This window comes from Pseudomonas sp. NPDC098747 (assembly GCF_044760045.1).
Lineage (GTDB): Bacteria > Pseudomonadota > Gammaproteobacteria > Pseudomonadales > Pseudomonadaceae > Aquipseudomonas.
Genome location: NZ_JBIWAL010000013.1, coordinates 93,618 through 118,224 on the forward strand (window position 1 = coordinate 93,618; position 24,607 = coordinate 118,224).

Sequence of the window (24,607 nt, forward strand, 5' to 3'; positions counted from 1 at the left end):
TGAACGCCGCGGTCGACGCGATGCGGCTGGCCGCGCCGCTGGCCGTTGCCGCTGCGATCTACACCGCGTACTTCATGGCCCCGGGCATGCGCCGCAAGGTCAAACCGGTGATCGAGCTGATGGAAGCGATGCCGACGGTGATCCTCGGTTTCTTCGCCGGCCTGTTCCTCGCACCTTACGTAGAAGGGCATTTGCCGGGCATCTTCAGCCTGCTGATGTTGCTACCGATCGGCATTCTGGTCGCCGGTTTCACCTTCAGCCGCCTGCCTGAGTCGATTCGTCTGAGAGTCCCGGATGGATGGGAAAGTGCGTTGCTGATCCCGGTGATCCTGTTTGTGGGCTGGCTGTCGCTATACATGAGCCCGTTCATGGAGAACTGGTTCTTCGGCGGTGACATGCGCATGTGGATCTCCCACGATCTGGGTATCACCTACGACCAGCGCAACGCTCTGGTGGTGGGTCTGGCCATGGGTTTTGCGGTGATCCCGAACATCTACTCGATCGCCGAAGACGCCGTGTTCAGCGTGCCGCGCGGTCTGACCCTCGGTTCGCTGGCCCTTGGTGCCACACCGTGGCAGACCATGACTCGCGTGGTGATCCTCACCGCCAGCCCGGGCATCTTCTCGGCGCTGATGATCGGCATGGGCCGCGCGGTCGGTGAAACGATGATCGTGCTGATGGCCACCGGCAACACCCCGGTCATGGAAATGAACCTGTTCGAAGGCCTGCGCACCCTGGCCGCCAACGTCGCGGTGGAAATGCCCGAGTCGGAAGTCGGCGGCAGCCACTACCGCGTGCTGTTCCTCTCGGCGATGGTGTTGCTGTTGTTCACCTTCGTCATGAACACCCTGGCAGAACTGATTCGTCAGCGTCTGCGCAAGAAATACTCGTCGCTTTAAGCAAAGGTAGAAGTCTGTGAAACAGAACTCCCTGAAAGGATGGTTCAAGAGCGGCGCCCCGGGCGTCTGGATCAGCGGTGGCGCGGTGTCCATCGCGGTCATCATGACCATTGGCCTGTTGGCAGTGATTGCCGTGCGCGGTCTGGGTCACTTCTGGCCGGCGGATCTGATCCACGCCAGCTACGACGTGCCGGGCCAGGCCCAGCACCTTGTGGTCGGCGAAGTGGTGCAGAAAGAAGAAGTGCCTCGTGCCCGTCTGAAGAGTGCCGGTCTGCCGGTGCCGGACGCTGGCCCGGAATTCATGACCCGCGAGCTGATCAAGGTCGGCAACCGTGACCTGAACGGCAACGACTTCACCTGGATCGTCGGCGAGTGGCTGACCAACCAGAAGACGCCGCCGGAGCTGATGGCCATTGAGCGTCGCGAGTGGGGCAATTTCTACGGCTACCTGGTCAACGTCAAACAGGACGGCAAGGTTATTGCTGAGGGCGAAGCTGCCTGGCCTGAACTGCAAGCGCGGATCAACCGCGTCAATGGTCTCGCTGCACAGCTCAAGTCGCTGGAAAAAACCGACATCGGCGCGATCAACGCAGGGCTGGAGCGCATCCGTCTGCACAGTCGCAAACTGGAACTTGAAGGTAAATTCGACGCCGCCGCGCAAGCCGACATGGAATCCGAGCGTGCCGAGCTCAATGCCCGCTATCAGGACATCGAAGCCCGTCTTGCCGATCTGCATGCGCAGTTCAACCGCGACGCTTTGACCGCTCGCGACGCCAACGGCAAAGAGATTCAAATCGATCTGGGCAAAGTGGTTCACGCTTACCAGCCGAACGCGATGAGTACCTTCACCAAGGTCGGTTTCTACTTCAGCAAGATCTGGGAATTCCTGTCGGACGACCCGCGTGAAGCGAACACCGAAGGCGGGATTTTCCCGGCTATCTTCGGCACCGTGATGATGACCCTGATCATGGCGATGATCGTGACTCCGTTCGGCGTGCTGGCGGCGGTGTACCTGCGTGAATACGCCAAGCAGAACACCCTGACCCGGATCATCCGGATCGCGGTGAACAACCTGGCGGGCGTTCCGGCGATCGTTTACGGCGTGTTCGGTCTGGGCTTCTTCGTTTACGTGTTGGGTGGTTCGGTTGACCGCTTGTTCTTCCCGGAAGCATTGCCGGCACCGACCTTCGGTACGCCGGGTCTGCTCTGGGCTTCGCTGACGCTGGCGCTGCTGGCGGTGCCGGTGGTGATCGTGGCCACCGAAGAAGGTCTGGCGCGGATTCCTCGCACCGTGCGTGAAGGCTCGTTGGCCCTCGGCGCCACCAAGGCTGAGACCTTGTGGAAGATTGTCATCCCCATGGCCAGTCCGGCAATGATGACCGGCATGATCCTCGCGGTGGCCCGTGCCGCCGGTGAAGTCGCGCCGCTGATGCTGGTGGGTGTGGTGAAACTGGCGCCGTCGCTGCCGGTGGATGGCAACTATCCGTACCTGCACCTGGACCAGAAGATCATGCACCTGGGCTTCCACATTTATGACGTCGGCTTCCAGAGCCCGAACGTCGAAGCGGCACGCCCGCTGGTGTACGCCACGGCGCTGTTGCTGGTGCTGGTGATCGCGACGTTGAACCTGTCGGCCGTTTATATCCGTAACCACCTGCGCGAAAAATACAAAGCGCTGGATAGTTAATACAAATCCTGTGGGAGCTGGCTTGCCAGCGATGCAGGCGACTCGGTCAGCCAGTAGCACCGCGTTGATGCAATCGCTGGCAAGCCAGCTCCCACAAGGATCGACGCAAGCCACAGATTTTGAGTAACCCATTGGCTATGCCGGTGGTTCATAGAAACGAATTTGTTAGCACAGGGGATATCCCATGCAGCACGAGACCCATACCCACGGCATCAACATGTCTGCCCTGGGCCGCGACAAGCAGAGCCTGAACCTCGAGCAGGAAACCGTTGCCATCGAAGTACCGGGCCTGAGCCTGTACTACGGCGATAAGCAAGCGCTGTTCGACGTCAGCATGAACATTCCGAAACAGCGCGTGACCGCGTTCATCGGCCCGTCCGGTTGCGGCAAGTCCACGCTGCTGCGCACCTTCAACCGCATGAACGATCTGGTTGACGGCTGCCGTGTCGAAGGCGCGATCAACCTGTACGGCAACAACATTTATCGCAAGGGCGAAGATGTGGCCGAACTGCGTCGTCGCGTCGGCATGGTGTTCCAGAAGCCGAACCCGTTCCCGAAAACCATCTACGAAAACGTGGTTTACGGTCTGCGCATCCAGGGCATCAACAAGAAGCGCATCCTCGACGAAGCCGTCGAGTGGGCACTGAAAGGCGCGGCGCTGTGGGACGAAGTCAAAGACCGTCTGCACGAGTCGGCACTCGGCCTGTCCGGTGGTCAGCAACAACGTCTGGTGATCGCGCGCACCATCGCGGTTGAGCCGGAAGTCCTGCTGCTCGACGAACCGTGCTCGGCACTCGACCCGATCTCGACCCTGAAAGTCGAAGAGCTGATCTACGAGCTGAAATCCAAGTTCACCATCGTTATCGTGACCCACAACATGCAGCAAGCTGCGCGGGTGTCCGATTACACGGCGTTCATGTACATGGGCAAACTGGTGGAATTCGGCGACACCGATACCTTGTTCACCAATCCGGCCAAGAAGCAGACCGAAGACTACATCACCGGTCGTTATGGCTAACAGTTGCGGGTTATTCACAGAATTGACGCTGCGGCCCACCGCACCTTACTGGACGCTCCAAGGACGCCACCATGATTAGTAAAGAAGGCCTCACCCACCACATTTCCGCCCAGTTCAACGCCGAGCTTGAGGAAGTGCGCAGCCACCTCTTGGCCATGGGCGGGCTGGTCGAGAAGCAGGTCAACGACGCAGTCACGGCATTGATCGAGGCCGACTCCGGCCTGGCTCAGCAGGTGCGCGAGATCGACGACCAGATCAACCAGATGGAACGCAACATCGACGAAGAATGCCTGCGCATTCTGGCCCGTCGTCAGCCGGCGGCGTCCGACCTGCGTCTGATCATCAGCATTTCCAAGTCGGTGATCGACCTGGAGCGCATTGGTGACGAAGCCACCAAGATTGCCCGCCGCGCTATTCAGTTGTGCGAAGAAGGCGAAGCGCCGCGCGGTTACGTCGAGGTTCGCCACATCGGCGACCAGGTGCGCAACATGGTCCGTGATGCGTTAGACGCGTTTGCCCGTTTCGACGCCGATCTGGCCTTGTCGGTTGCGCAATACGACAAGATCATCGACCGCGAGTACAAAACCGCGCTGCGTGAACTGGCGACGTACATGATGGAAGACCCGCGCTCTATCTCGCGGGTCTTGAGCATCATCTGGGTGCTGCGTTCGCTGGAACGCATCGGCGACCACGCACGCAATATCTCCGAGTTGGTGATCTATCTGGTGCGCGGCACCGACGTTCGCCACATGGGCCTCAAGCGCATGAAGGAAGAAGTTGAAGGCACAAGTGGCGAAACCGCTAATGTTCCGGGCGTTGCTGACGATAAGTAAGATTGCCTGAGAAAAGCGCCCGGCCCTTTGGCCGGGCGTTTTTGTTTCCGGTGCTTTTGAATCAATCGAATTAAAAAGCAGCACCCGCGAACGAAAAGTCCCGGCGTGACTGAAGAGTTTTGGCAATGTGCCATCAGCCAGCGTTATGCTTGCCGGGATTTTAATAGGGGTGTTGGATGAGCAAGATCAGTGTGTTGGTTGTGGACGACGCTTCGTTCATTCGTGACCTGGTGAAAAAGTGCCTGCGTAATTACTTCCCGGGGATCCGCACCGAGGACGCCATTAACGGCAAGAAGGCCCAGGCCATGCTGGCCCGTGAAGCCTTCGACTTGGTCCTGTGCGACTGGGAAATGCCGGAAATGTCTGGCCTGGAGCTGCTGACCTGGTGCCGAGAGCAGGACAATCTCAAGACCATGCCGTTTGTCATGGTTACCAGCCGTGGCGACAAGGAAAACGTCGTGCAGGCGATTCAGGCCGGCGTTTCCGGCTACGTCAGCAAGCCGTTCACCAACGAGCAGTTGCTGACCAAGGTCAAGCAGGCGCTGAACAAGGTCGGCAAGCTCGACACCCTGATGAACAGTGCGCCGACCAAGATGAACTCGGCGTTCGGTAATGATTCCCTGAGCGCATTGACCGGCGGCAAGCCTGCCGTGCTGGGTGGTGCCCCGGCAGCCGCACCGGTCAACCCGTTCGCCAAACCTGCTGCGGCCGCTCCAGCGCCAGCCGCAGCGCCGTCCCGTGGTTTGCTCAACAGCCCGCCGATCCAGGCGCCAGCCGCGTCGAAAGCGCCTGTCGGCGGTCGTGGCCAGGGTCAACTGCGTCTGCCAAGCGGCACGCAGCAATGCGTGATCAAGGCTCTGAGCATCAAGGAAGCGTTGCTGGTGGTGAAACGCACCGACACCCTTCCGCAGATCCTCGATAGCGCTGTGCTCGACCTGGAGCAGGGTGACAACGCCGAAATCGCCCGCCTCAATGGCTACCTGCACGCCATCGTCGCGTTTGAGCAGAAACCTGACAGCGACTGGCTGCAACTGACCTTCCGCTTCGTCGACCAGGACGCGCAGAAACTCGACTACATCTCCCGCCTGATCGCTCGCGGCACGGCGCAGAAGCACTTCGTACCCGGCGCCTGATCTCCGTCGCCTGACAGACCGCCTTCGCGAGCAAGCTCGCTCCCACATGGATCACGCCGAACCTGTGGGAGCGAGCTTGCTCGCGAAGGGGCCTTCGATTGCACCACCCATCTCCCGCAATGCCCAATTTGAAACATCTGCCCACTACCCTGGTCTGTCTCACCTGCTAGGCTCTTTCCCAAGCCTTACTTCGACAGACTCTTGCCCATGCTCGCGCGCCTGCTGTTTTTCAGTGGTCTTCTCATAGCTTCCAATTTTGCCGTGGCCATGACCATCTACAAATCCACCGATGCCAACGGAGTGGTCTCGTACAGCGACCGTCCGAGCAAAGGTTCCCAGGTGTTCGTGTTTCAGGACCGGATGGTCGAGCGGCTCGAGCGCCAGGTCTACCTCGACATCAAGAAACAGAAGGGCGTCGACGTAGTGTTCGTGCGCAACGACCTGTACGCGCCGGTTGAGATAGCGCTGGCGTTTACCGGACTGAGCAATGTGCGTGGCGCGCCGACTCAAACCATTCGCCGGGTGCTGCCGGCGCGCAGCAATACACGGTTGGCGTTGCTTAAGGCGGTGTCCGGTGGTCAGCCAATGGTGTATTCGCCGCAGTTTCACTATTCCCTCGGCGATCCTGCCGGAACGGCGCAGGGCTATCGCTATCCGCTGCCGTGGCGTGGCGGGCCGTTCCGTTTGAGTCAGGGCGCCAACGGCAAGTACAGCCACTATGGGCCGAAGAACAAATATGCGATGGACATCGCCATGCCAGTCGGCACGCCGATCATCGCGGCGCGAGCGGGCATGGTGGTGAAAACCGAGAATTCGCAGAGCGGGCGCGGCAATGATGCGTCCGGCAATTTCGTGCGGGTGCTGCACGACGACGGCACGATGGGCGTGTACCTGCATCTCAAGCAAGGTTCGGTGAGTGTGCGCGAAGGGCAGCGGGTGAAAGTGGGTAGTCCCCTGGCGCTTTCGGGCAACACTGGCAACAGCAGCGGCCCGCATCTGCACTTTGTGGTACAGCGCAATAGCGGAGCAGGGCTGGTGTCGATTCCGTATCAGTTCAACCAGCCGCTGGGGGCGTTGCCCAACTTTGCGTTGGGCAAACAGTAGGCGCGATATGGAATATTTGTGTTGAGGGCTTTTGTGGTGAGGGGATTTATCCCCGTTGGGCTGCGAAGCGGCCCCAAATATTGCAACGCTGTACTAACTGACTGCATTCAATAGTTTTGGGGCGGCTGCGCCGTCCAACGGGGATAAATCCCCTCGCCACAAGAGCCCCCCAAAACGCGCGTCAATCCAGCATCAACACCTTCGCCAGCACAATCTTCGGCCCTTTCATCTTCTTGATGATGATCCGCAAGCCTTCGACTTCCAGCACTTCTTCCTCTTCCGGCACCCGTTTCAGGGTTTCGTAGACCAGGCCTGCGAGGGTTTCTGCTTCGATGTGGTCCAGGTCAATACCCAGCAGGCGTTCAACCTTGAACAACGGCGTGTCGCCGCGCACCAGCAGCTTGCCCGGCTGATAGGCGAGGATTCCGCGTTCAGCCTTGCGGTGTTCGTCCTGAATGTCGCCGACCAGCACTTCCAGCACGTCTTCCATGGTCAGGTAGCCGATGATGTTGCCATCCGCCTCCTCGACCACGGCGAAGTGCGAGCCGCCCTTGCGGAACTGCTCCAGCAACTGCGACAGCGGCATGTGCCGCGACACGCGCTCCAGCGGGCGGGTCAGCTCAGCCAGGTTGAACGACTCGGGAATGTGATCCAGCGCCGCCAGTTCCAGCAGCAAATCCTTGATGTGCAGCAGGCCGACGAACTCCTGGCGCTCGCTGTCGTAGACCGGATAACGGCTGAACTTGTGGCGACGGAACATCGCCAGGATTTCTTTCAGCGGCGCGTTGAATTCCAGCGTGATCAGGTCTTCGCGGGAGTTGGCCCAGTCGACCACTTCCAGTTCGCCCATCTCCACCGCCGAGGCCAAAACACGCATGCCCTGGTCGCTCGGGTCCTGGCCACGGCTGGAGTGCAGGATCAGTTTTAGTTCTTCGCGGCTGTAATGGTGTTCGTGGTGCGGGCCGGGTTCACCTTGGCCGGCAATACGCAGAATCGCGTTGGCGCTGGCGTTGAGCAGGTAGATCGCCGGGTACATCGCCCAATAGAACAGATACAGCGGCACCGCCGTCCACAGCGACAGCAGCTCGGGTTTGCGGATCGCCCACGACTTGGGCGCCAGCTCACCGATCACGATGTGCAGGTAGGAGATGATGAAGAACGCGGTGAAGAACGACACGCCTTTGATGATCTCCGGCGATTGCACGCCGACCGCGCTCAACAGCGGTTCGAGAATGTGCGCAAACGCTGGCTCACCGACCCAGCCCAAACCCAGCGAGGCGAGGGTGATACCGAGCTGACACGCCGAGAGGTAAGCATCGAGCTGACTGTGTACGGTGCGCAGGATGTGCCCGCGCCAGCCGTTCTTGTCAGCGATGGCCTCGACCCGTGTCGAGCGCAGTTTGACCATGGCGAATTCCGCCGCAACGAAGAAGCCGTTGAGCAAAACCAGGATCAGAGCAAAAAGGATCATGCCGAAATCGGCGAAAATTGTAGCGAGGGACAAGCCAGGGGAAGGGTCCATGATGGAGTTTTGCGGGTTCCGTGTGATTCAAAAGAGGTAAAAGCCGCGCCTGAAAGGCAGGCACAAGTCAGCCAATGTAGCGGCTGACTTGGCGATTGCCTAGTGGCGCGTGCTGGCCGGTATCACTCGGTGGTGCTGATTGCCCGTGCGTGAGCGACCTGCGCCGGGGCGAAATGGCAGGTGAACGTGCTGCCATGACCGGGCACGCTGCTGATCTCCATGCGCGCGCGGTGGCGCAGCAACACGTGTTTGACGATAGCCAGACCGAGCCCGGTGCCGCCGGTATTGGAGTTGCGACTGGAGTCGACGCGGTAGAAACGTTCGGTCAGGCGTGGCAGGTGTTTGCTGTCGATGCCGATCCCGGAATCCTGCACGCTCAGGTGTGCGCCTTGATCGTCGCCCCACCAGCGAATGCGGATATTGCCCTCGGCCGGGGTGTACTTCACCGCGTTGAACACCAGATTGGAAAACGCGCTGCGCAGTTCCGCCTCGCTGCCCTTGAGCAACAGGCTGGTGTCGGCTTCCAGCGTGATGCGCTGGTTTTTCGACCCGGACAATTGCTGCGCGTCGCTGGTGATCGATTGCAACAGCGTGTCGATCTGAATCGGTTGGTTGTCGGACGGATAATCGGTGGCTTCCAGCTTCGCCAGCAGCAACAAGTCGTTGAGCAGCGTCTGCATGCGCCCGCCCTGTTGTTGCATCTGCTGCAGGGCTCGGCTCCAGCGCGGGTTCACTTCCTCGACGTTGTCGAGCAGGGTTTCCAGATAGCCGCAGATCACGGTCAGCGGTGTGCGCAATTCGTGGGAGACGTTGGCGATGAAGTCTTTGCGCATCTGTTCCAACTGATGAATGCGCGTGACGTCGCGCACCAGCATCAAATGTTCGTTGTTGCCGTAGCGGGTCAGGTACAGCTGAATGCGCACGCGATCGTTGGTCGGCGAGGGGATTTCCAGCGGCTCGGCGTAACTGTCCTGCTCGAAGTATTCCTTGAAGCGCGGGTGGCGCACCAGGTTGGTCACCGGTTGGCCGCTGTCTTGTGGGGTTTTGAGCCCGAGCAGGGTTTCGGCGGCGCGGTTCCACCATTCGAGGTTGCCGTCGCTGTCGAGCATGATCACCGCGTCTTTCAGCGCGGCGGTGGACTCCTGAACCCGGTCGATCACCGCTTGCAGGCGCCCGCGCACGCGTTGGTCGCGGCGTTGCAGGTGATAGATGCTGTCGAACACTTCGCCCCACAGACCATAGCCGTCGGGCGGTGCTTCATCGGGTTGGTGCAGGCGCAGCCACTCGTGCAAACGCAGCAATTGCTTGAGTGTCCAGGCCAGGTAAATACCCAGGCCCGCCGCGAGGCTCCAGCCGCAGTAGCCGGTGATCAGACCGATCACCAGACAGGCGGTGACCAGCAGCAGCATGTGGCGAATCAGGGTGCCATGCCAGTTTTGATTCACGGAAAATACGGTCCTTGTCAGCGAGTCTGGCGGTCGAATCAGGCCTTGGTGGAAAACCGGTAGCCGGTGCCACGCACGGTTTGTACCAGATTTTCGTAGGCGTCGCCGAGGGCCTTGCGCAGGCGTCGGATGTGCACGTCGACCGTGCGCTCTTCAACATAGACGTTGCCGCCCCAGACCTGGTCCAGTAACTGGCCGCGAGTGTAGGCGCGTTCCTGGTGGGTCATGAAGAATTGCAGCAGACGGTATTCGGTCGGGCCCATCTCGGCAGGCTTGCCATCGATGGTCACGCGGTGGCTGATCGGGTCGAGCAGCAAGCCGCCGACTTCGATCGGCGCTTCGCCATCGGTCGGACCGGCGCGGCGCAGCACGGCTTTGAGGCGGGCAACCAGTTCGCGCGGGGAAAACGGTTTGGTGATGTAGTCATCGGCGCCGACTTCAAGACCCTGGATCTTGTTGTCCTCTTCGCCCTTGGCGGTGAGCATGATGATCGGGATGTCCCCGGTCAGCTCGTCACGCTTCAGACGACGGGCCAGCTCGATGCCGGAGGTGCCGGGCAGCATCCAGTCGAGCAGGATCAAGTCCGGCTTGCGGTCGACGATGATGGCGTGCGCCTGCTGCGAGTTCTCCGCCTCGAGGCAGTCATAGCCGGCCATTTCCAACGCCACGGCGATCATCTCGCGAATGGGCGCTTCGTCGTCGACGATCAGAATGCTCCTGCCAACCATGGGTTAATCCTCTTGTCATTTAACTGTCTTGCGCCGCATTAGATAACGGAATTATTGCAGTCGTGTGACAGTATTTTAGCTCGGCGGCGATTGTGCGGATCCTCAACTAAGCTTTAAGTCCGAATCCTGACAACCACAAAAGAAGGTTTCCATGACTCAAATGACTGTTTCCTTCAAAGCGTTGCTGATGGCTGCCGCCCTGACTCTGCCTGGACTGGCGATGGCCGCCGATCCGGCCATGATGAAAGACGGCATGATGGTCGACCACAAAGGCATGACCGTTTACACGTTCGACAAGGACGCTGGCGGCAAATCGATGTGCAACGACGACTGCGCCAAGAATTGGCCACCATTGATGGCGCCGGCGGACGCCAAGGCTGACGGCAAATGGAGTGTCATCAAGCGCGATGACGGCATGATGCAATACGCCTACGACGGCAAACCGCTTTACACCTTCATGAAAGACGAGAAGCCTGGAGACATGACAGGCGACAAGATGAAAAGCGTCTGGCACGTCGTTCGCGAATCGCAGAAATAACCGCTGCAAAACGCTCGCAGCCTGCGGCACGCCCTGCACGGGAGTTTGTAAACCCTGTAGGCGCTACCACTGGCTGCGATTTTTGCATTCGGTCAGCGCTGCGCGTAATCCAGCACGATGCCGACAAAAATCGCCAATCCGGCCCAATGGTTGTGCAAAAACGCCTGGAAGCAGCGCATCCGGTCCTTGCTGCGGGTGTACCAGAACTCCCACGCATAGCAGCCGGCGGCCACCAGCAAGCCGAGTTGGAACCAGATCCCCAGCTCAAATTTCGACCCGGCCAGTAACAGGCAGCCCAAGGACAGCGCCTGTAGGGTCAGGATGATCACCCGATCCGCCTCACCGAACAGAATCGCCGTGGATTTCACGCCGATCTTTAGATCGTCATCGCGGTCGGTCATCGCGTAATAAGTGTCGTAACCCACCGTCCACAACAGATTGGCGATCCACAGCAGCCACGCCGCCGCCGGCAACTCGCCGGTCTCTGCGGTGAACGCCATCGGCATACCCCAGGAAAACGCCGCACCCAGCACCACTTGCGGGTAATAGGTGTAGCGCTTCATGAACGGATAAGTGAAGGCCAGCGCCAGACCGCCCAGCGACAACCAGATCGTCGGCGCATTGGTGCACAGGACCAGCAGGAAACTTACGCCCATCAATAGCGCAAAGAACACCAGCGCCTCTTTTGAGCTGATCCTGCCGGCAGCCAGGGGCCGTTGCGCGGTGCGTTTGACGTGGCCGTCGACCTTGCGATCGGCCCAGTCATTGATCACGCAGCCACCGGCGCGGGTCAGCACCACGCCGAGGACGAAAATCACCACGTTGGCCAGCGACGGCGAACCCTTGCCGGCAATCCACAACGCCCACAGGGTCGGCCACAGCAGCAGATAAATGCCGATCGGCTTGTCCATGCGCGTCAACTGAATGAAATCCCAGGCGCGCGGGTTAAGACGGTTCAGGGATTTGAGCAGGCTCTGGTACATCAGCAGTTCTCCGGATGAGCGCGGGCGGCGCTCCACAGGCTCGGCAAGAAAATTTCCGCGACCAGCACGCTCAATGCGCCACGGTCGAAACGCGAACGACGGCCCCACAGCCCAGGCGCTCTGGCGGCTGGCGGCAGCCATTGTTCCGGGTAGTGACAGACTTCAATGGCGCGCCGCTGGAAGGCTTGATCGCAAAACAGCAGTTCGCCCAGCGAACGGCTGCCCAACTCATCCATGTGCAAGCCGTCGCCCTGCAATGCGCTGCGCGATGCCACGCTACGAGCGAACACCCAAGCTTGGCCATGGCCGCGTAAATACACCTCGCGCACCCAGCCTTCGCTGCCTTCAGGCAGATTCAGCGCGGCGCATTCATCGCCGCGCAAGATGTCCCAGCCTTCGAACAGCGGCGTGACACTAAAGCCATCGTTGGACAAACGGGTCAGGCGGCGGGTCAGCGAATCTTCGTCGAACAACCAGTTCAGGGTCGACGAATCGGGGAGGGGCGTCAGTCGGCTTTGGGGCAGCCAGAGCGGGGCCGGGGAGGAATTTGTCTGTTGCACAATGAGTCATTATTGGCCGCAAATGAGGCGGCGAGCTTACCATGGCATGCTGCGGTATTGATTGATCCGGGTCGCCGTTGCACCGAACAGGCTTGCATCTGCCCGGCACCATCAGTACAAAACGCCCTGAGCCGGATGGCAGCGCAACACCCATCGACCCTCCGCGCCGGTAAAAGCCTGAATCCTGAGGAAGTACCTGAATGAAAAAGTGGCAATGTGTGGTCTGCGGCCTGATCTATAACGAAGCCGACGGCTGGCCGGATGACGGCATTGCGCCGGGCACCCAATGGCAGGACGTGCCGCAAGACTGGCTGTGCCCGGACTGCGGCGTCGGCAAGATGGACTTCGAAATGATCGAAATCAACTAAGAAAAACTGAGGGAACAAGGCATGAGCGCACCAGTCGTCATCATCGGCACCGGGCTTGCGGGCTACAACCTGGCCCGGGAGTTTCGCAAGCTCGACAGCGAAACACCGCTGCTGCTGATTACCGCCGACGACGGTCGCTCTTACTCCAAGCCGATGCTCTCCACCGGTTTCGGCAAGAGCAAGGACGCCGATGGCCTGAGCATGGCCGAACCAGGCGCGATGGCCGAGCAGTTGAAGGCCGAAGTGCGCACGCACACGCGCATCAGCGGCATCGACGCGGGCCACAAGCGCCTGTGGATCGGCGAAGAATCGGTGGCTTATCGCGACCTGATCCTCGCCTGGGGCGCGGAAACCGTACGCGTGTCGATTGAAGGCGACGGCGCCGATCGGGTGTTCCCGATCAATGATCTCGAAGACTACGCACGTTTTCGCGTAGCAGCGGCCGGTAAGCGTCGCGTGCTGGTGCTCGGTGCCGGGCTGATCGGCTGTGAGTTCGCAAACGATCTGATTCTCGGTGGCTACAAGGTGCAACTGGTTGCACCTTGCGAGCAAGTCATGCCGATGCTGCTGCATCCAGCGGCGGCGGCAGCGGTGCAGTCCGGGCTGGAAAGCCTTGGCGCAAAATTCCACCTCGGCCCGGTGCTGACCCGTCTGCACAAAGTTGCCGACGGCCTGGAAGCGCATTTGTCCGACGGTCAGGTCATCCCCTGCGACGTGGTGGTCTCGGCCATCGGCCTGCGCCCGCGCATCGATCTGGCGGCGGCTGCCGGTGTGCAGGTCAATCGCGGTGTCGTGGTTGATCGGCAGCTGAAAACATCCCACGCCAATATCTACGCCCTGGGCGACTGCGCCGAGGTCGATGGGCTGAATCTGTTGTACGTGATGCCCCTCATGAGTTGTGCGCGAGCGCTGGCACAAACGCTGGCGGGAAACCCGACGGCGGTGAGTTACGGCCCGATGCCGATCACCGTGAAAACTCCGGTCTGTCCGCTGGTGGTGTCGCCACCCCCACGGGGCAGCGAAGGGGTTTGGAGCGTCGAGGGGCAGGGCGCCGACATCAAGGCTCTGTGCCACGGTGCTGACGGTCAGTTGCTGGGTTATGCCCTGACCGGTGCGGCGGTAATGGAAAAACTCGCCCTGAACAAACAGCTTCCGGCCCTGCTGGCGTAAATACCGGTCGTTCTGTCGGAATCACCCAGCTTTTGCCCCTACAAAGGTCGTGGGGAGACTGGCGCCGCCCGTATCCGCGTGCCATTCTCACTCCCGTCTGCCGCAGAGTAGAGCCTGCGGCGCCTTGGGCGCTGTTCCAACGAGAACAGCACGGACATAACAACAAAAAACCGTCAAAGGGGCTTCACTAATGCGTAAACCAGAACTCGCCGCTGCAATCGCTGAAAAAGCAGATCTGACCAAAGAACAGGCCAACCGCGTGCTCAACGCCGTTCTCGAAGAAATCACCGGCGCTCTGCACCGCAAGGACAGCGTCACGCTGGTGGGCTTCGGCACCTTCCTGCAACGCCACCGCGGCGCCCGCACCGGCAAAAACCCGCAAACCGGCGAGCCGGTGAAAATCAAGGCCAGCAACACCGTTGCGTTCAAGCCAGGCAAGTCGTTGAAAGACAGCGTTAATCCATAATTGCGGCGAACTCCCTGAATAACGGGGAGAACCGCAAAAAAATGGGCACACCGATTGCGGTCGGGTGCCCATTTTTTATGGCTGGCGCAATCTATCGGGTCAGGCGGAGAAGAAGTACCGCGTCAGATGAAAGAAGATCGGCGCCGCGAAGCAGATCGAGTCCATGCGGTCGAGCATGCCGCCGTGGCCCTTGATCATCGTGCCCCAATCCTTGGCGCTCAGGCTGCGCTTGATCGCAGACATCACCAGCCCGCCAAGAAAGCCCATCACCACGATGACAAGTGACATTAGCAGCGATTGCCAAAAGCTGAATGGCGTCATCCAGAACATGCAGCCACCGATCAGCGTCGCGCTCAAGCCCCCGCCAATTAAACCCTCAACGGTTTTCGACGGGCTCACCAGCGGCGCAACCTTGTGTTTGCCGAAGAGCTTGCCGAACACGTACTGCAGCACATCGCTCATCTGCACCACAAATACCAGATAGAACAGCAGTAGCGCGTTCTGACCGTGGAACCCTTGCAGATCCAGCAGCAATAGCGCCGGCGCGTGGCTGATGCAGTAGATGCAGATCATCACGCCCCACTGAATCTTCGCAGTGCGCTCCAGAAAACCCTCGGTGTCCTGGCTGAGCACGGCTATCGCCGGTAATAACAGGAACGCATACACCGGCACCAGCAGGGTAAACATCGAGTACCAATGGGTGCCGATCAGCAGGTACTGCAATGGGATCAGGATGAAAAACGCGGAAAACAGTGCGTTATGGTCTCCGCGTGCGGTGGGGGTCAGGGTAATAAACTCGCGTAGTGCAAAAAGCGAGATAAAACCGAACAGCACGACGGTCGCATTGGGGCCGAGCAGCCAGGAAACAAAGAAGATGATGACCATCCCCCACCAGGCGTTCACGCGCTGGTTGAGGTTTTCAATAGTTGAGATAGAGCTTTCGCTTTTTGCTCGTCTGGCTAGTAGGCGGCCGATGAGCGAAGCCACTGCCAGCAGCAAGGCGATGGCCGCGAAAAACCACAGAAATTTGGTTTCAAGACTCATTTCGACAACCTCACGATGGCTTCACGCGCCCGCTCCAGGAACACCTGTTTCTCTTCACCTGCAATCCTCTGCAGCGGATCACCGATACGAATGGTGCAGATGATGGGTAGCGGCACATGTTTGCCCTTTGGCATCGAGCGGTGCAGGTTTTCAAGGTAGATCGGCACCAGATCGACTTTCGGGAACGTCTCGGCCAAACGGAAAATTCCGGATTTGAATTCCGCCGGCAATGCCTGCGTCGAGCGAGTGCCTTCGGGGAAAATGATGATCGAATGGCCAGCCCGCACCACATCGAAAATCGGCTCCAGCACATTGACGCCCGGCGCCGGATTGCGCTCGATCAAAACCGCGTTCAAACCCTTCTGAGAGATGTACGACAGAAAGCGGTTCTTGCCCCAATAATCGGCAGCGGCAACCGGTTTGACGTTGATACGAGCCTCTGGCGGCAATGCGGCGATGATCGCCAGGGTGTCCATGTGGCTGGTGTGATTAGCGTAATAGATGCGCTGGCGCGAAAGATCCGGCGGACTTTCCCAGCGGGCGGTTACGCCGATCAAAAAGCGCAGTACTGAAATCAGTGCATTACTGATCCACATGGGTGATTCCCTTCAATTGTCTGGAGATGGTCAGCGTGCGAGTGACGCAGGTGGCGACGGAACCGATGGCGATGATTGTCAGCGCAATCAGCAACACATAGTGCGTTGCATAGAGGCTTGCTTCGACCGCGTTTAACAACAGGCCGACGGTCATCACCGCCATCCGGTGCTGCTTGGCCATCGGTCCGATGAAGCTCTGCTTGAGCCCGAGCGAACCGCCAAACACTCGAACATACGCCGTAAGCGCGGCGGCCAATGCGGCGAACCAGCCCAGATCCGGCTGTCCAATGGCGTAGCCAAGCCCGACGATCAGGAGACTGTCTGCCACGCGGTCGGGGAACTCGTTGTACAAACTGCCGATAGCCGATTGCTTGCCGCCCTCTATTGCCACCATCCCGTCGAACAGATTGCACAACAGCCGCAATTGAATACCGATGACGCAGCAGATCGAGCCAGCCACCCCGTTGTCGATGTTCAGCGTCACCGCGCCGAAAAGTGCGAAGAGCATGCTGACGACGGAAATTTGATTGGGGGAAATGTCGCGTTTTACCAATTCGTCCGTGATGCGCCTCGCCCAGCCTGCCGAGCGCGTCTTGATGGGTCTTCTGTTTTCATCCATTTGCCAATGTCCGTATCAGTGATGAGTTGCGAGGTGTGTAGTGTGACCGTAGGCCGGGAATGGTGCTGGCCTATCTGCTTGTCTCTTCGGGTTCAGATCACCGCGCAGGTTTGCCCTAGAGTTCTGCGGTTAAACCGGGCAAATGTGTTTTTTTCCGGCGATGGACATGCAGTGGCGAGGTGCAAGTTTGAAGGTGACGAGAGCATCAGTACGTCCTTGTTGATCCGAGAGGGCTACACGATGGAATCAATATCGAGACGAAATGGCGCCCCCACGGCATGCCCTCCGGTCATTGCGGCAATCTCTGCATCGTTGTCCTGGGCGGCGGGAGGAATCATCGCCAGTTGTTCTTGAACAATGTTTTCCGGGTGAGCGTTCCAGCGCCGTAGGGTTTCCTGAACCCACTCGGGCTGGTCGGCGTGGCTGCCGTAAACGTCGGCCTCGGTAACTCGTTGGCGGCGCAAAGCCACCAGTCGAGCCTGGGTTATTTTGATCTTTTCTATTTCATTGTTGAGAACAGTGGTTTTGTGGTTTCTTTCCTCGTGGCGGACATAGGCGCTGGGGTGGGCTCGGATTTCGCGCTCAACTGCACGCAGTTGCTTTCCGATATTGTTCAATGCGCCACTCACCCAATCGAACTCCCGCGGCGTCACCAGTGAACGTTTCAGTTGCTGTGCCTCCTGCCAGCGGCGCAGGCTGGCCCAGCAGCCGGGAATGTAGCTGCCAACCATCGAGTGATCGCCCGCTGCGACGAGTTGCTCCAGAAATGAGCCACGCTTGGGCGATCCATCGATCTCTCGCAAGGCTTCGGCGCAGCCATGATCGTTGATGATGCTGCAACCCGGCTGCCAGAGAATGGATGACTTGTGTTCCCTGCCGAACACCACTGGCATGAAGTGGCGCAGTTCACCGTGATGGCCGTAATCGTCACCAAAGAAGTTGGTTATTCCCCAGACCAGCAAGGCAAACCCGGCGACCGGGTGAAGGGCCAACAACACTCCGTTGGCGGTGTACATCTGCTTGGGTTTGGCATAGGTGTTCATCCAGGTGGCGGGTACGCTGGGTACCGGGTCGTTCTGGTTGACGATGCGATGGTGGATCAGCGGCTGGGCGCTATTGATGAAGGTGGTGTCGCCGGTGCGAGGAGCGCCGTAGGTGTAGAGCACGATCTGCGGTAAGTATTGTGGATCGCGTCGCAGCATCTCGGACAAGATCAGTGCGATCGCCCCGCCCAGGCTGTGTCCGGTAATCAGCAGTTTTTGCCCGCTGTAGAATCTCTCCAGATAACTCACCACAAACGGGTAAACCGCTTGGGCGCCGCCGTAGAAACCGCGGTGTACCTTGCCTTCTCCTTCCTCAAAAGGAACCTGATAGGCATCTCCATCACGCATGGCATCGGGTCCCAGTTCGCTGGTTCCGCGTACGCTGATCAATATCAACTCGTCGTGATGGGTGATGAAGGCCTGGGTGTCTGTGCTGTTGTCTTTATCGCGATCATCGAAAAAGTGCAGTTTGGCCGGGTGCTCCTGCTGATCGCCCAAGTCGGGATTGTTTACCTCGGGATAGAGCAATGGATCGAACGGCACCACTTCCAGACGTTTCGAATAAGGCACCTCTTCATACAGCGGGTAATACTTCTTCGTTTGCGTGGCATCGACGTTCCACAACTCATCAAACTGCGGCAGGGCATGGCCGAACCAGTTGCCGCTGCTGGGTTGCAAGGGGAAACTCACGCTGTCGGTCTTGACCGGCTGTGTGTTCGGTTCCTGTCCGAAGTCGGTGTAACTCAGGGTTGCCATCAACGACAGTTGATAGAGATTGAGTGCGCAGAATTCGTTGCCGGTCGACAACATCGGGCGCAACGCCCTCATGGGGCGCACCTCCAGCACATGATGCTTGTTCGGCAGCAGGGCAATGCCTTTGGGTTTGGGCGGTGGCGGAAAAAACCCCAACTCGACCGTGGCCAGTTCTCCCTGACTGAAGATCGCGCTCGCGCCACTGTCCGGGGCGCTTGTATCACCCTGCGCGAAAGCTCTGGTTTTGGGGGCGGATCGCATGAGTTTGTGAACCACCATATTCGGCGGATCACTACGATGGGCCAGTGGTGGCAAGTGCGCCACATGTTTGACCAGTTCGCTCACTTCAACCTGGTAGTAGGCAGCGTTTGCGGCTACGTCTTTTGCGGGGTTGGCTTGGGTGCGCACGCCTGATTTGTTGAAGAAACGGGTTTTTTCGGCGCGGACCTGGAGTTCGGTGATGGGGAGGGGGTAGTGCTCTCTTGCCCTCAAATCTTTATAGAGTGGTTCTGTTCCGTTGAACGGCTGATTGAGCTTTAGTACCACTGGGCCACAGTAATGGTCATCTACCTTTCCGGAACCTGTGGCGTCCAGTTTGCCCGTGTAGACGGTATCTTCATAATCGATGATCTCGTAGGCCAAACCGGTGTAGGGTTTGCCGTCACCGAACTCGTCCACTAATTGAAAACTCGTCGAATGTCCACGCTTTGGGCAGGCATGGATGTTCCCTTGCATAAAAGCAGCGATGCTCGGATCTAACGGTTCAATGCTCATTGGGTCTCATCCTTGTTTTCCGTGCAGCCGGGGTAAATGGTGCAAACGCGCTCATCCACCATCCTGAAGGTGCTGAAGTCCTTGTAATTTCCATTGCAGTAACCACGCTGATCTTCCATGCCGTCACCCAAACAGCGCTTCCAGCCACCGGGAACTTCAACCCAGGTGTCACCCCAGCCGGGCCTTTCCTCATCAGCCAACTTGATCTTCAGCCTTACGGTTATTCCCGCTAGCTGAGTCAGCGTGTACGCCGTGGAAGGGCGGCTTTGCCCGACATTGCCCTGTGTATCTATTTTTTTGCATCTCAACATTTTTATGAGGTAACGCTTGGGACTGACGGTGCGAAAAAACCACATGCACTCACCGAAGAACTCAGCTGTCTCGTCATCTCTGAAAGTACCCATTTGTCGTTCCAGCAACTCCGGACGAACGGCAAATGAGGCGTAGTCATAGCTGCTGTTACTTCGTCCTGGGCCAAAAACGCCGATGACCTTGATCTCCACATGGTTAAGCACCAGCGGGCAGTCGCTCGCTGTTTTGTACAGCTCAATTTCCGCAGTGCTGACGTATTCCATATTGGGTTTATTGAAGCTGACCCAGAAATCCGGCTTTCCCGCCACTCTGCACGTTTCTCCTTCGAGGGGCAGGTAGATGGCTTTCAGTTCGTATTTGAAGTTGGGCGGGAAGTCAGGAACAAAGGTGAATGTGTTCGGTTTGCTGACAGCTGAGCAACCCACGGTCAGAGCAAGGCAAGTGCTCAATGTCAGACATTGAAGGATTCGTTTGAAGTGCAGGAAATACACCCGCGAATGCGGTGTTTTTTGATCCGTCATGGTATTGCATCCTTGTTTTCCGTGCAGTCGGGGTAAATGGTGCAAACGCGCTCATCCACCATCCTGAAGGTGCTGAAGTCCTTGTGATTTCCATTGCAGTAACCACGCTGATCTTCCATGCCGTCACCCAAACAGCGCTTCCAGCCACCGGGAACTTCAACCCAGGTGTCACCCCAGCCGGGCCTTTCGTCATCAGCCAACTTGATCTTCAGCCTTACGGTTATTCCCGCTAGCTGAGTCAGCGTGTACGCCGTGGAAGGGCGGCTTTGCCCGACATTGCCCTGTGTATCCATTTTTTTGCATCTCAACATTTTTATGAGGTAACGCTTGGGACTGACGGTGCGAAAAAACCACATGCACTCACCGAAGAATTCAGCTGTCTCGTCATCTCTGAAAGTCCCCATTTGTCGTTCCAGCAACTCTGGACGAACGGCAAATGAGGCGTAGTCATAGCTGCTGTTACTTCGTCCAGGGCCAAAAACGCCGATGACCTTGATCTCCACATGGTTCAGCGCCAGCGGGCAGTCGCTTACGGTTCTGTAAAGCGGGATTTCTGATGTGCCTTCATATTTCATGTTGGTTTTATTGAACCCAAGCTGAGTGCCTTTTCCACCCGGCACCGAGCATGTCTGATCTTTGGCGGGCACGTAGGTGGCCGTCAGGTCGTACTTGAAGTTGGGCGGGAAGTCCGGAACAAAAGTAAAAGCGTTCGGTTTGCCCGCAGCCGAACAACCCACGCTCAGTGCGAGGCAACTGCCAATTGCCAGAAATCGAAATGCACCGCTCATAAACGAACCTCCCCCTGCCAATACAGCACCTGCTGATACACCCGCTCAAAATGCGCCGCCGGGTCTTCTTCAGGTTTTGGCAGCCACGACTTGGGCGGCAGATACCCCGGCAGCTGCAAACTCTGGGTCAGCAAGAAATGCACTTGCTCCGTTGCTTGCCAGCCCCACAGGCGAGTCCGCTGGATCTGCCCCCATAACCAGTCATCCACATTCAGTTGCTCCGCGAGTCTGGTCATCGCCTCGGTGTGTTCGCCAACCAGATAGCGGCGGGCGTTATCGAACAGCACGTTGGCGTAAACCAGCTCCGATTTCGGGGTCAGTAGCCACGGCGGATCGGCCGGCAATGGGTGTACGCCGGGATCGGGATTGTCGGCGACCCTCCATTGCCCGTCGTGCCAGTAGCAGACGCTGGTCATCGGCCCCAGAAAATCGGCGTACTGCTCTGGTTGCAGATGGGCGAGCGCGCGGCCCAGTACGCGATTGTCTTGTACGCGATACAGCGCCTGGCTGGGAGGCTCACCGGTAATCAGTCGCTCGCGCCAATGCGCGGCCAAAACCTCCAGCTCGACGAGGCTGGCGCTTGCCAGCCAGCCCCAGTTCCGCTGGGGCCTGTCGAGCAGGGTCTGGATCGCTGGATTACGAATGGAATCAATCTGAAACAGCAACGGCCCCGACTGCGCCAGTGCGTTCGCCGCCGTCCCGACATACAGATTGCGATACTGCTCAACACCCAGTTCGCTTAGCAGTGCAGCCCGTTCATCCATCTGACCCTCGATATCGAGCATCAGATAGAGATCGCGCTCGGCTCGATGCTGCTCTTGCAGCCATTGTTCGATTGGCTTCATGCGACTTCTCCAATCGGGCACTGCCCCGCCAGGCACGCCTCGCAGAGCGGGCAGTAATCGGCCGCCTGCTGGCGGGCGGCGCTGACGATGGACAACGGTGTGGCGATGGCAGGGATGCTCCGGCTGGCCATAGCCTGCAAGGCTTGAACCGGTGCGATGCCCGCCATGGGCGCGCCGCCCTCGACGATGGGTACGCTGCTGAAAATTCCGGCAGCGTTGATCACGATGTGATGACCACCCGCCGTTAGCGTGAGGCTCATGCCCGCGTCGATCACCACGTTGCTGGCGGTGATGTGCGCCTGCTGTCCGGCCTGAATCACCAGTGCCCCGACGGACTGACTGCTGGTTCCGCTTACCGTCAACAGGTCATCGGCATTGATCACCGTGCTGCGTACACCGTGAATGGTGCGCAACTCCTTACCCTTGATCAGGCTGGTGCTGTCATTGCCAACCTGTTCAAAGTGGTCTCGTGTGATCAGGCTGTGACTGTCATTGAGGACTAATTGCTCGATGTCGCGCTGGGCGCGGAGGTAGATTTTTTCCTGTCCGGCACGGTCTTCTATCGACAACTCGTTATAGCCACCGTTACGCGGCGAGCTTTGACTGCGCAGCACAGTTCGGGTCTTGTTTTCGGGCAGTTGATGAGCGACGGACTTGATCTTGTTGGGTACGCAGCCAGTGATCAGCGGTTTGTCTGGATCACCCTCCTCAAAGAGTACGACCACTTCCATTCCGATCCTCGGAACAGTCACTGCGCCAAAACCTTCACCCGCCCAATTTGATGCCACGCGCAGCCAGCAACTGCTTTTTTCGCTATTGAGTTCGGTACGATCCCATGGGAATTCAACCCGAACCCGGCCGTACTCATCGCAAAAAATGTCCTCGCCGGGCGGGCCGGTGACACGGGCGGTCTGGCACACCAGCACGGGTTTTCGCGGGGGTAGAGGCGGGCGATAAAACACCTCCGCCGGAATGGCTGTGAAGGTGTTGCGATAGCCTTGGGTAAAGCCATCGGCAGGTTTGACGTCGCTGCTGGCCTCCTCCAATGATTGCGGTTGCTTGCCTTCGTGGATAAGGCTCACCAGTAACCACAGATCGTTGCAGTCCGGGCGCGGGTGCCCGGTCAGGTCAAACAGGTAGCCGCTGCGCAGGGTGGCCTGATTGCTTTTGCCTTCGACCAATAGATAGTCGCGACGGTGCCGCTCCAAGGCCTGGCGGGCCAGTTGTTTGGCATTTTTCTCTGATGTCATCAACAGCGGGTAGCGATAGTCCTCGAGCTCGGGTGTGAACTCTGCAGTGAAGCGACTTTCCAGCAACAGGCTCGGTCGCTTCAGGTCATAGTCGCGTCGGGTGACGGTGCTGGTACGAGTGTTGAACCGCATGGACAAGTGATTGACCACCTGATGCTGCGCAACCATGCCACTGTCTGGCTGAAATGGGGTTGGGCCCAGCGACGGGGAAAACACCGGACTGTCGCTGAACACCAGCAAATGCCCGTTCGGCGAGTGCTGGTGATGCCAGGCGATACCGTCTTCGGCACATAGACGCTGGATGAACACGAAGTCGCTTTCGCCGTACTGCGTGCAGTATTCACGCTCCGGGTTGGGGATGATATTGAAGGTGAAGTCGTCCGGCTGAATGCCATGCCCCTTGAGTACCCGTGCGATGATCTGCGGCACCGTAAGATTCTGAAAAATCCGCTGATCCTGACTGAACTGCAAATAGTGCAACGCCGGCACCAGCGTCAGCTCATAGCGAGTCAGGCGTTTACCGGACTCTGCCACCATCACATCTTCGATACGCCCGTGAAGACCTTCGCCATTGAGGCCGAATTGTAGAAACGCAGGCTGGCTGAGCAGGCTCTCCAGATCGAAGTCCGGATGCTCGCTGACCAGTTCGATTCGGAGGGAGTAAAGCTGGCTGATGGCTTCGCTGCCGTTAAAGGCAAGCACCTTGAAGTCGTGCCGAACGGCGGGGATTTGCAGGGTGAATAGCGCGCAATTGCCTGCATTGAACATACGCTTGTCCTTAAGCAAGTGAGTCGATGCGCGGTGTTCGATCGTCCGTGATCGCCACGCAAAAAGAATTTGCCAAGCCAAGCTAGCAACGCGGGAAATAAAATGATGTAAGAAGTATCTCTGACATTTGTCAGAGTATTCCGGGCATGAAGTGGCTGGGTGAATTGAAGGAAAGGACTGTAGGAAAGAACTTCGATAATTATTGAGTTAGCACGGATGTGCAGTATTTGCGGGGGCGTAAAGTTTCAAAAATATGAATTGCCATCAAATTGATGGCACTTTTGTAGTTGACCGTTGTCACCAGTGAGTTATGGGTAGCAACCAGCAAATTTTCAGAAGAGTCCTACTTCTATTTTTTCAAAGTGTTGTCATGCTTGCCGCCGTGAAATGGAGTGGGCGTTCGGGTCGGTGCGGTCAAGCTCGATCGGGCCGCTCTGGATCAGGGGTTCTGAGGGGGCAGGGAAAATGCATGCAATATAAATCGATGTCAGGGAATCCCTTGTCATATATAGGGCGATCTCCTACAAGCGCCAATCAACAGTTCGTCTTGTTGTTTAACCGGATGCTTGCTAGTGGCCATCATAGTGATTACGATGCGCCCACTTGAAAGAGCACACACTCAATTGGATGAGTTCTGTCACTGCTCTTCGATACTGTCCCGCGCCGCCGTATCTCCAATTGGCGCCTGACTGTAATCCTTAATAAAGGCCATGGATGTCCTACTCAAGCAAACTTTCCGCCCATTACCTCGAACTCGCCAAAGTCTCTGTTTCCAAAGAGAATTTCGCGGGCGAAGACGTTCGTTTTTCGAGCGAATTCGAGGCACTGGAAAGCGAGCTG

At 58.4% G+C, this 24,607-nt stretch carries 24 protein-coding genes; 11 read left to right on the forward strand and 13 right to left on the reverse strand.

What is annotated here, in order from left to right; genetic code table 11:
• The 6 genes from ACIQVE_RS11255 to ACIQVE_RS11280 all read left to right on the forward strand — a co-directional run.
• Positions 1 to 899 (forward strand): ABC transporter permease subunit (locus tag ACIQVE_RS11255; protein WP_402807907.1); only part of this gene is annotated, 899 nt, incomplete at its 5' end.
• A 16-nt stretch (positions 900 to 915) separates the two neighbouring features.
• Positions 916 to 2,586 (forward strand): phosphate ABC transporter permease PstA, encoded by a 1,671-nt coding sequence (gene pstA, locus ACIQVE_RS11260; protein ID WP_402807910.1) that lies wholly within the window; start codon positions 916 to 918, stop codon positions 2,584 to 2,586.
• A 184-nt stretch (positions 2,587 to 2,770) separates the two neighbouring features.
• Positions 2,771 to 3,604, forward strand: a complete 834-nt coding sequence (gene pstB / locus ACIQVE_RS11265) for a phosphate ABC transporter ATP-binding protein PstB (protein ID WP_402807912.1) — start codon at positions 2,771 to 2,773, stop codon at positions 3,602 to 3,604.
• A 71-nt stretch (positions 3,605 to 3,675) separates the two neighbouring features.
• Complete coding sequence (phoU, locus tag ACIQVE_RS11270; RefSeq protein WP_402807915.1) at positions 3,676 to 4,437, forward strand: phosphate signaling complex protein PhoU; 762 nt, start codon at positions 3,676 to 3,678, stop codon at positions 4,435 to 4,437.
• Positions 4,438 to 4,613: 176 nt separating this feature from the next.
• On the forward strand, positions 4,614 to 5,570 hold the full coding sequence (locus ACIQVE_RS11275) for a response regulator (RefSeq protein ID WP_402807917.1): 957 nt from the start codon (positions 4,614 to 4,616) through the stop codon (positions 5,568 to 5,570).
• 207 nt (positions 5,571 to 5,777) lie between these two features.
• Positions 5,778 to 6,674: a peptidoglycan DD-metalloendopeptidase family protein gene (locus tag ACIQVE_RS11280; RefSeq protein ID WP_402807919.1), complete on the forward strand. Its 897-nt coding sequence runs from the start codon at positions 5,778 to 5,780 to the stop codon at positions 6,672 to 6,674.
• A 181-nt stretch (positions 6,675 to 6,855) separates the two neighbouring features.
• Here ACIQVE_RS11280 and ACIQVE_RS11285 read toward each other — a convergent pair whose 3' ends face one another.
• From ACIQVE_RS11285 to phoB, 3 genes are all read right to left on the reverse strand, one after another.
• Complete coding sequence (locus ACIQVE_RS11285) at positions 6,856 to 8,196, reverse strand: hemolysin family protein (RefSeq protein WP_402807922.1); 1,341 nt, start codon at positions 8,194 to 8,196, stop codon at positions 6,856 to 6,858.
• A 122-nt stretch (positions 8,197 to 8,318) separates the two neighbouring features.
• Positions 8,319 to 9,605, reverse strand: coding sequence for a phosphate regulon sensor histidine kinase PhoR (gene phoR / locus ACIQVE_RS11290; RefSeq protein ID WP_402807966.1), 1,287 nt, complete (start codon positions 9,603 to 9,605; stop codon positions 8,319 to 8,321).
• A gap of 74 nt (positions 9,606 to 9,679) precedes the next feature.
• Positions 9,680 to 10,369 (reverse strand): phosphate regulon transcriptional regulator PhoB, encoded by a 690-nt coding sequence (phoB, locus tag ACIQVE_RS11295; RefSeq protein WP_007896474.1) that lies wholly within the window; start codon positions 10,367 to 10,369, stop codon positions 9,680 to 9,682.
• Between the two features lie 151 nt (positions 10,370 to 10,520).
• Here phoB and ACIQVE_RS11300 point away from each other — a divergent pair, with 151 nt between their 5' ends.
• Positions 10,521 to 10,907: a hypothetical protein gene (locus tag ACIQVE_RS11300; protein WP_402807925.1), complete on the forward strand. Its 387-nt coding sequence runs from the start codon at positions 10,521 to 10,523 to the stop codon at positions 10,905 to 10,907.
• A gap of 92 nt (positions 10,908 to 10,999) precedes the next feature.
• Here ACIQVE_RS11300 and ubiA read toward each other — a convergent pair whose 3' ends face one another.
• Positions 11,000 to 11,890 carry a 4-hydroxybenzoate octaprenyltransferase gene (ubiA, locus tag ACIQVE_RS11305; protein ID WP_402807926.1) on the reverse strand — a complete coding sequence of 297 codons (891 nt, stop codon included), beginning with the start codon at positions 11,888 to 11,890 and terminating at the stop codon, positions 11,000 to 11,002.
• A complete protein-coding gene (locus tag ACIQVE_RS11310) occupies positions 11,890 to 12,450 on the reverse strand; it encodes a chorismate--pyruvate lyase family protein (RefSeq protein WP_402807929.1) in 561 nt (186 codons plus the stop codon). Before ACIQVE_RS11310 ends, ubiA begins: the two co-directional genes overlap by 1 nt.
• 200 nt (positions 12,451 to 12,650) lie before the next feature.
• On the opposite strand from ACIQVE_RS11310, the gene ACIQVE_RS11315 reads away from it, so the two are divergent.
• From ACIQVE_RS11315 to ACIQVE_RS11325, 3 genes are all read left to right on the forward strand, one after another.
• On the forward strand, positions 12,651 to 12,818 hold the full coding sequence (locus ACIQVE_RS11315; RefSeq protein WP_402807931.1) for a rubredoxin: 168 nt from the start codon (positions 12,651 to 12,653) through the stop codon (positions 12,816 to 12,818).
• A gap of 21 nt (positions 12,819 to 12,839) precedes the next feature.
• On the forward strand, positions 12,840 to 13,988 hold the full coding sequence (locus ACIQVE_RS11320; RefSeq protein ID WP_402807932.1) for an NAD(P)/FAD-dependent oxidoreductase: 1,149 nt from the start codon (positions 12,840 to 12,842) through the stop codon (positions 13,986 to 13,988).
• A gap of 190 nt (positions 13,989 to 14,178) precedes the next feature.
• Positions 14,179 to 14,454, forward strand: a complete 276-nt coding sequence (locus ACIQVE_RS11325; RefSeq protein WP_003213368.1) for an HU family DNA-binding protein — start codon at positions 14,179 to 14,181, stop codon at positions 14,452 to 14,454.
• 99 nt (positions 14,455 to 14,553) lie between these two features.
• Here ACIQVE_RS11325 and ACIQVE_RS11330 read toward each other — a convergent pair whose 3' ends face one another.
• The 8 genes from ACIQVE_RS11330 to ACIQVE_RS11365 form a co-directional block, all read right to left on the reverse strand.
• Entirely contained in the window at positions 14,554 to 15,498 is a 945-nt protein-coding gene (locus ACIQVE_RS11330; protein ID WP_402807935.1) for a phosphatidate cytidylyltransferase, read from the reverse strand.
• Positions 15,495 to 16,094, reverse strand: a complete 600-nt coding sequence (locus ACIQVE_RS11335) for a lysophospholipid acyltransferase family protein (RefSeq protein ID WP_402807936.1) — start codon at positions 16,092 to 16,094, stop codon at positions 15,495 to 15,497. Before ACIQVE_RS11335 ends, ACIQVE_RS11330 begins: the two co-directional genes overlap by 4 nt.
• Positions 16,081 to 16,713, reverse strand: coding sequence for a CDP-alcohol phosphatidyltransferase family protein (locus ACIQVE_RS11340; RefSeq protein WP_402807939.1), 633 nt, complete (start codon positions 16,711 to 16,713; stop codon positions 16,081 to 16,083). Before ACIQVE_RS11340 ends, ACIQVE_RS11335 begins: the two co-directional genes overlap by 14 nt.
• Positions 16,714 to 16,946: 233 nt before the next feature.
• Positions 16,947 to 19,283, reverse strand: coding sequence for a lipase family protein (locus ACIQVE_RS11345; protein ID WP_402807942.1), 2,337 nt, complete (start codon positions 19,281 to 19,283; stop codon positions 16,947 to 16,949).
• Positions 19,280 to 20,116: a hypothetical protein gene (locus tag ACIQVE_RS11350; RefSeq protein ID WP_402807945.1), complete on the reverse strand. Its 837-nt coding sequence runs from the start codon at positions 20,114 to 20,116 to the stop codon at positions 19,280 to 19,282. Before ACIQVE_RS11350 ends, ACIQVE_RS11345 begins: the two co-directional genes overlap by 4 nt.
• Positions 20,113 to 20,904, reverse strand: a complete 792-nt coding sequence (locus ACIQVE_RS11355; protein ID WP_402807948.1) for a hypothetical protein — start codon at positions 20,902 to 20,904, stop codon at positions 20,113 to 20,115. The genes ACIQVE_RS11350 and ACIQVE_RS11355 overlap by 4 nt, the downstream gene beginning before the upstream one ends.
• On the reverse strand, positions 20,901 to 21,749 hold the full coding sequence (locus ACIQVE_RS11360) for a DUF4123 domain-containing protein (protein ID WP_402807951.1): 849 nt from the start codon (positions 21,747 to 21,749) through the stop codon (positions 20,901 to 20,903). Before ACIQVE_RS11360 ends, ACIQVE_RS11355 begins: the two co-directional genes overlap by 4 nt.
• Positions 21,746 to 23,767, reverse strand: a complete 2,022-nt coding sequence (locus ACIQVE_RS11365; protein ID WP_402807954.1) for a type VI secretion system tip protein VgrG — start codon at positions 23,765 to 23,767, stop codon at positions 21,746 to 21,748. Before ACIQVE_RS11365 ends, ACIQVE_RS11360 begins: the two co-directional genes overlap by 4 nt.
• A 714-nt stretch (positions 23,768 to 24,481) precedes the next feature.
• Here ACIQVE_RS11365 and ACIQVE_RS11370 point away from each other — a divergent pair.
• The coding region (locus ACIQVE_RS11370) for a hypothetical protein (RefSeq protein ID WP_402807969.1) at positions 24,482 to 24,607 on the forward strand (126 nt) is incomplete at its 3' end.

What these genes read in the sequence shown, in the direction of transcription:
- ACIQVE_RS11345 (WP_402807942.1), bottom strand. Translation starts at nt 19,283, where the DNA reads ATGAGCATTGAACCGTTAGATCCGAGCATCGCTGCTTTTATGCAAGGG.
- ACIQVE_RS11350 (WP_402807945.1), bottom strand. Translation starts at nt 20,116, where the DNA reads ATGACGGATCAAAAAACACCGCATTCGCGGGTGTATTTCCTGCACTTC.
- ACIQVE_RS11285 (WP_402807922.1), bottom strand. Translation starts at nt 8,196, where the DNA reads ATGGACCCTTCCCCTGGCTTGTCCCTCGCTACAATTTTCGCCGATTTC.
- phoR (WP_402807966.1), bottom strand. Translation starts at nt 9,605, where the DNA reads ATGCTGCTGCTGGTCACCGCCTGTCTGGTGATCGGTCTGATCACCGGC.
- ACIQVE_RS11320 (WP_402807932.1), top strand. Translation starts at nt 12,840, where the DNA reads ATGAGCGCACCAGTCGTCATCATCGGCACCGGGCTTGCGGGCTACAAC.
- ACIQVE_RS11325 (WP_003213368.1), top strand. Translation starts at nt 14,179, where the DNA reads ATGCGTAAACCAGAACTCGCCGCTGCAATCGCTGAAAAAGCAGATCTG.
- ACIQVE_RS11275 (WP_402807917.1), top strand. Translation starts at nt 4,614, where the DNA reads ATGAGCAAGATCAGTGTGTTGGTTGTGGACGACGCTTCGTTCATTCGT.
- ACIQVE_RS11360 (WP_402807951.1), bottom strand. Translation starts at nt 21,749, where the DNA reads ATGAAGCCAATCGAACAATGGCTGCAAGAGCAGCATCGAGCCGAGCGC.
- ACIQVE_RS11355 (WP_402807948.1), bottom strand. Translation starts at nt 20,904, where the DNA reads ATGAGCGGTGCATTTCGATTTCTGGCAATTGGCAGTTGCCTCGCACTG.
- ACIQVE_RS11315 (WP_402807931.1), top strand. Translation starts at nt 12,651, where the DNA reads ATGAAAAAGTGGCAATGTGTGGTCTGCGGCCTGATCTATAACGAAGCC.
- pstB (WP_402807912.1), top strand. Translation starts at nt 2,771, where the DNA reads ATGCAGCACGAGACCCATACCCACGGCATCAACATGTCTGCCCTGGGC.
- ACIQVE_RS11300 (WP_402807925.1), top strand. Translation starts at nt 10,521, where the DNA reads ATGACTCAAATGACTGTTTCCTTCAAAGCGTTGCTGATGGCTGCCGCC.
- ubiA (WP_402807926.1), bottom strand. Translation starts at nt 11,890, where the DNA reads ATGTACCAGAGCCTGCTCAAATCCCTGAACCGTCTTAACCCGCGCGCC.
- phoU (WP_402807915.1), top strand. Translation starts at nt 3,676, where the DNA reads ATGATTAGTAAAGAAGGCCTCACCCACCACATTTCCGCCCAGTTCAAC.
- ACIQVE_RS11340 (WP_402807939.1), bottom strand. Translation starts at nt 16,713, where the DNA reads ATGGATGAAAACAGAAGACCCATCAAGACGCGCTCGGCAGGCTGGGCG.
- ACIQVE_RS11330 (WP_402807935.1), bottom strand. Translation starts at nt 15,498, where the DNA reads ATGAGTCTTGAAACCAAATTTCTGTGGTTTTTCGCGGCCATCGCCTTG.
- ACIQVE_RS11365 (WP_402807954.1), bottom strand. Translation starts at nt 23,767, where the DNA reads ATGTTCAATGCAGGCAATTGCGCGCTATTCACCCTGCAAATCCCCGCC.
- ACIQVE_RS11335 (WP_402807936.1), bottom strand. Translation starts at nt 16,094, where the DNA reads ATGTGGATCAGTAATGCACTGATTTCAGTACTGCGCTTTTTGATCGGC.
- ACIQVE_RS11280 (WP_402807919.1), top strand. Translation starts at nt 5,778, where the DNA reads ATGCTCGCGCGCCTGCTGTTTTTCAGTGGTCTTCTCATAGCTTCCAAT.
- phoB (WP_007896474.1), bottom strand. Translation starts at nt 10,369, where the DNA reads ATGGTTGGCAGGAGCATTCTGATCGTCGACGACGAAGCGCCCATTCGC.